Annotated in this window: 7 protein-coding genes; 5 read left to right on the top strand and 2 right to left on the bottom strand. The window is 41.8% G+C overall.

Annotated elements, in window-relative coordinates; all coding sequences use genetic code 11:
• Positions 1-117: 117 nt before the first annotated feature.
• On the bottom strand, positions 118-654 hold the full coding sequence (locus HZC12_08465) for a hypothetical protein (protein MBI5026737.1): 537 nt from the start codon (positions 652-654) through the stop codon (positions 118-120).
• A gap of 367 nt (positions 655-1,021) precedes the next feature.
• Between HZC12_08465 and HZC12_08460 the strand changes: the two genes are divergently transcribed.
• From HZC12_08460 to HZC12_08440, 5 genes are all read left to right on the top strand, one after another.
• On the top strand, positions 1,022-1,405 hold the full coding sequence (locus HZC12_08460; GenBank protein ID MBI5026736.1) for a PA2779 family protein: 384 nt from the start codon (positions 1,022-1,024) through the stop codon (positions 1,403-1,405).
• A 103-nt stretch (positions 1,406-1,508) separates the two neighbouring features.
• Positions 1,509-2,042: a peptidase C39 family protein gene (locus HZC12_08455; GenBank protein MBI5026735.1), complete on the top strand. Its 534-nt coding sequence runs from the start codon at positions 1,509-1,511 to the stop codon at positions 2,040-2,042.
• Positions 1,991-2,518: a tetratricopeptide repeat protein gene (locus HZC12_08450; protein ID MBI5026734.1), complete on the top strand. Its 528-nt coding sequence runs from the start codon at positions 1,991-1,993 to the stop codon at positions 2,516-2,518. The genes HZC12_08455 and HZC12_08450 overlap by 52 nt, the downstream gene beginning before the upstream one ends.
• A 32-nt stretch (positions 2,519-2,550) precedes the next feature.
• Positions 2,551-2,790 carry a DUF2281 domain-containing protein gene (locus tag HZC12_08445; GenBank protein ID MBI5026733.1) on the top strand — a complete coding sequence of 80 codons (240 nt, stop codon included), beginning with the start codon at positions 2,551-2,553 and terminating at the stop codon, positions 2,788-2,790.
• A complete protein-coding gene (locus HZC12_08440; GenBank protein ID MBI5026732.1) occupies positions 2,790-3,182 on the top strand; it encodes a PIN domain-containing protein in 393 nt (130 codons plus the stop codon). Before HZC12_08445 ends, HZC12_08440 begins: the two co-directional genes overlap by 1 nt.
• A gap of 124 nt (positions 3,183-3,306) precedes the next feature.
• On the opposite strand, the gene HZC12_08435 is transcribed toward HZC12_08440, so the two are convergent.
• Positions 3,307-3,726: prepilin-type N-terminal cleavage/methylation domain-containing protein (locus HZC12_08435; GenBank protein MBI5026731.1), on the bottom strand; the 420-nt coding region annotated here is incomplete at its 5' end.

The following is a 3,726-nucleotide window of genomic DNA, read 5'->3' as shown; positions in this document are numbered from 1 at the left end:
ATCAATAGGTTATGAGACCCTGAAATGAATTCAGGGTGACAAAAACGACATTCTGCAACAGCCTGTTTCGCAGGAATGACATTCTGGCGGACAAATAAACACTTTTTCAACAGGCTGCTAATTACCTGACCTGTTTTTCAATCCATCTCCATCACGAAGCATTTTTTCAACTGATGGTATAAGTTTTATTGTAATAATCACCTTGCCATCTTTAATTCTGTAATCAACATCGAGGACATCAGAAACACCAAAAGTCAAAGGCATATACAATGGTCTCAATTCATACCCAATGGTATTGCCTTTTTCATCAATAATCCTGCTTAACTGGGAGCGATGAAATGAGGGATGCCAGCTAACAAACCTCTCTGCCTCATCAAGTGCTTCCCTATCAGAGATGCCTCTTTTTATCTTGTAGTCATATTCAGGCGCATATGGCTCGAAGTCATACCGGTCTCCTTCCTTATCAAGAATGACAATGGTCTCTATGTCATCAGAGTGTCTGCCCCCGTAAAGTATAAGAGTGAAGACCCCTGTAATATCAGTATCTTTCATCGCTTCTGTCTTCAGATGTTTCTGAATAGCAAAAGAATCGTTGGTTGTAAAGAGTAAAATGACCATAAGTGCAAATATACACATATTAATACTATTTTTCATCTGGCCTCCTTAAGTCGTTGAATGGTTTGTCTCAAAATAGATTATATAATACCCAAATCCCGATTTAGAAGATGTCTCTTTCTTATAATTCCCCTCACCCTCACCCTCACCCCTCTCCCGTCAAGGGAGAGGGGACTTTAAGGAATTTCTATCTCTGTTTTAGGGTAATAACAAGATTATGGTGAAATTATAAACTGGCCTTAAAGATTTAAAATTTCTATTGAATTTTTTTTAAAATCCCGTATAATTTTCACAACACTGGAGATAGAAGCAATCTCTGTTTTTTAAAATCTCGGAATAGTTAGTGGTAGCTAATAAGCTTTGTCTAAGCTAAATTTTAATAAGGAAGGAGGTGATTGGAATGTATATGCCCCTTAAAAAACCAATCGCATTGTACCTCGTAATAGCTTTATTTATTATTTCAGTGCTTCCAAGAGTTGGAGATACAGCCTTTGTGCCCTCTGAGGTCGTGGCCTTTGACAGGGCCGCTGACATTGAGAAGATTCAAAAGACCTTAGAAATCAAGGTTGTAAAGGAAAGGCTCCAGGCCCTCGGGTTGAATCAGGAAGAGCTTACAGCAAGGCTTGACCAGCTCAGTGACCAGCAAATACATCAACTGGCTACGAAAATCGATGATTTAAGGATAGGGCAGGATGATGCCTTAGGGATAATCATAGCCCTTCTTGTGATAATTCTCCTTGTGGTACTGATATTACACCTCACAGGGCATAAGGTGTTGGTGACAAAGTAAAAATTCTCAGGCTGAAGTACAGAAGTTCGGAAGTGCGGAAGTTTTTTCTTCTGCGCTTCTGCACTTCTGTACTTTTGTATCCGCCTCAGGCAGAGACTCAATAATGAAAACTTTCGCAATTTTATTACTCATAGCGATACTCAGTTCCTGTGCTACAATCCAGGACAGGACACCAGAAACTACTTCAGAAGTACTGATAAAAAATGTCCCATTTTACCCGCAAGAAGATTATCAGTGCGGGCCTTCGTCTCTCGCAAGCGTGCTGAACTTCTGGGGGATTGCGGTAACTCCAGAGAGAATAACGCGGGATGTAGCCTTAGAAAAAGCACGGGGAACACTTACCATCGACCTTATCATTTATGCCCTCGGCAGGGGTTTTGATGCAAAAGACTACAGGGGGAACATAGATGATTTAAAAGGTACACTTTCAAAGGGTTATCCCTTAATAGTCCTCGTTGACTATGGCGTTGCTTTTTATCAGGCAAATCACTTCATGGTAGTAATTGGTTATAATCCCCAGGGTGTAATAGCGCACTCAGGCAGGCAGCAGGCAAAACTCATTCCTTATGACGACTTTTTAAAGGCATGGAAAAAGGGAAATTACTGGAGCCTGCTGATAAAGCCGAGGAAGAGTTAAAAGTTATGAGTTATAAGTTACGGGTTACACTGCTCTGCTTACTGATTACTGTTTACTCTTTACTATCAGCCTGCGCTTTGCCGAGGCTCGTAATCTTAAAAGACCCCCTTACCCCTGAGGAACATATTAATTTAGGTGTGGCTTACGAAAAAAAAGGGGAATATGATGAGGCAATAGATGAATACAAAAAGGCTGCAAAGAAAAATCCAATTGCCCTCCTGTATATTGGAAATGTTTATTCCCAGAAAAGAGAAATGGAAAAGGCAGAGGAATACTATAAAAAAGCCATCGACAGAGACCCTCTGATGGCAGATGCTTACAATAACTTAGCATGGCTTTATGCTGCGCAGGGGAAAAAACTCGATGAGGCAGAGGGCCTTGCCATGAAAGCCATTGAGCTAAGGCCTGACAGAAGCGATCTTTATAAGGACACCATTGAAGAGATACGGCGAAGGCAATTGCAAGATAGAAGGTAGTATGGTAAATTATAGTCAGCAGGAGACAAGCAATGACAAATGCTGAAAAGCTTAAAAAAGAAATTGAATTGTTGAACCCTGAACTTCTTAACGAGATTAATGATTTCGTTGCATTTTTGGTTTCCAAGCAGAAAAAGGAAAGTATTAAAGAAAAAAAAACCATCATCGAATCTCTGTGCGGCTCGTGGGCTGATGACAAAAGCATAGATGTTATCTTCAGGGAAATTGACCTTCAGAGGCACTCATACAAGGGCAGAGAAGTAAAATTTTGATGTTCCTGCTTGACACCAATATAATTATCGCTTACTTTAAAGGTAACCAGACGGTCAAAAACAAAATCCTTTCACATATCGAAGAAATTGCTGTCAGTACTATCGTAATTGCTGAACTCAACTATGGAGCCAAGGCATCCCAGAACCCCCAGCGAAACCTGGAAAAACTATCCAGGTTTACAGAGGTAATCCGTATAATCCCTTTTGACCTTTCCTGTGCTACAAAGTTTGGAGACATTAAGAGCAAACTTAGAGTAATGGGAAAACCTACAGGAGAGGTTGATGCGTTGATTGCTGCAACTGCCATAACACATAGCGCCATCCTTGTGACAAATAATCTAAAGCATTTTGAAAACATAGAAGGGCTGGAATTGAATAATTGGATAGGTTGATTTGTTTAGAGTGATTGGAACGACGAAAACAAGCCCAGCCGTATTTAGGGGCAAATAAAAAAAGGGGAGCGATTCTAAAATAGAACCGTCCCCTTTTTTACCCTTTCTCTTTATCTAAATCTTCTTATGGACCGCTAATGCTAATTGGGTCGTTTGCCGTGGCTCCACAAGTTAATGTCCATGTGCCTGAGGCTGGGGCAGCACCGCCGACGCTGGGTTGTAACCCAGTCCACAGACCAGTTCCGCAAGCACCTGCAGTTGCCACGAGAGTCGAAGGTATAGCGGTTGCAACCAGCGCTTGTATATTTGCGGCTGTTGCAGGGGCTTCAATCGCGGTACTCCCGATTACGTCGGGCGTTGACCCGGGCCGCAGAAGCTGTTCTCCAAAACGCATGGCAATGGCGCTCCGCAATGCTCCTACGTAAGCGATGTTATTTGCAGCCTGAGCATCAGCCTGTAGGTCTATATACCTGGGTATTGCCACAGCAGCTAAGATACCGATAATCACGATTATCATTACCAGCTCTATAAGGGTAAATCCTTT

The sequence above is a fragment of the Nitrospirota bacterium genome, from assembly GCA_016214385.1.
Lineage (GTDB): Bacteria > Nitrospirota > Thermodesulfovibrionia > UBA6902 > JACROP01 > JACROP01.
Note: the sequence above shows the minus strand (reverse complement) of the source record. Positions and strands in the feature narration are given on the sequence as shown.

Bases quoted from the DNA above. Each gene is read 5' to 3' on its own strand.
- HZC12_08460 (MBI5026736.1), top strand. From the start codon at position 1,022: ATGCCCCTTAAAAAACCAATCGCATTGTACCTCGTAATAGCTTTATTT.
- HZC12_08455 (MBI5026735.1), top strand. From the start codon at position 1,509: ATGAAAACTTTCGCAATTTTATTACTCATAGCGATACTCAGTTCCTGT.
- HZC12_08440 (MBI5026732.1), top strand. From the start codon at position 2,790: ATGTTCCTGCTTGACACCAATATAATTATCGCTTACTTTAAAGGTAAC.
- HZC12_08465 (MBI5026737.1), bottom strand. From the start codon at position 654: ATGAAAAATAGTATTAATATGTGTATATTTGCACTTATGGTCATTTTA.
- HZC12_08450 (MBI5026734.1), top strand. From the start codon at position 1,991: ATGGAAAAAGGGAAATTACTGGAGCCTGCTGATAAAGCCGAGGAAGAG.
- HZC12_08445 (MBI5026733.1), top strand. From the start codon at position 2,551: ATGACAAATGCTGAAAAGCTTAAAAAAGAAATTGAATTGTTGAACCCT.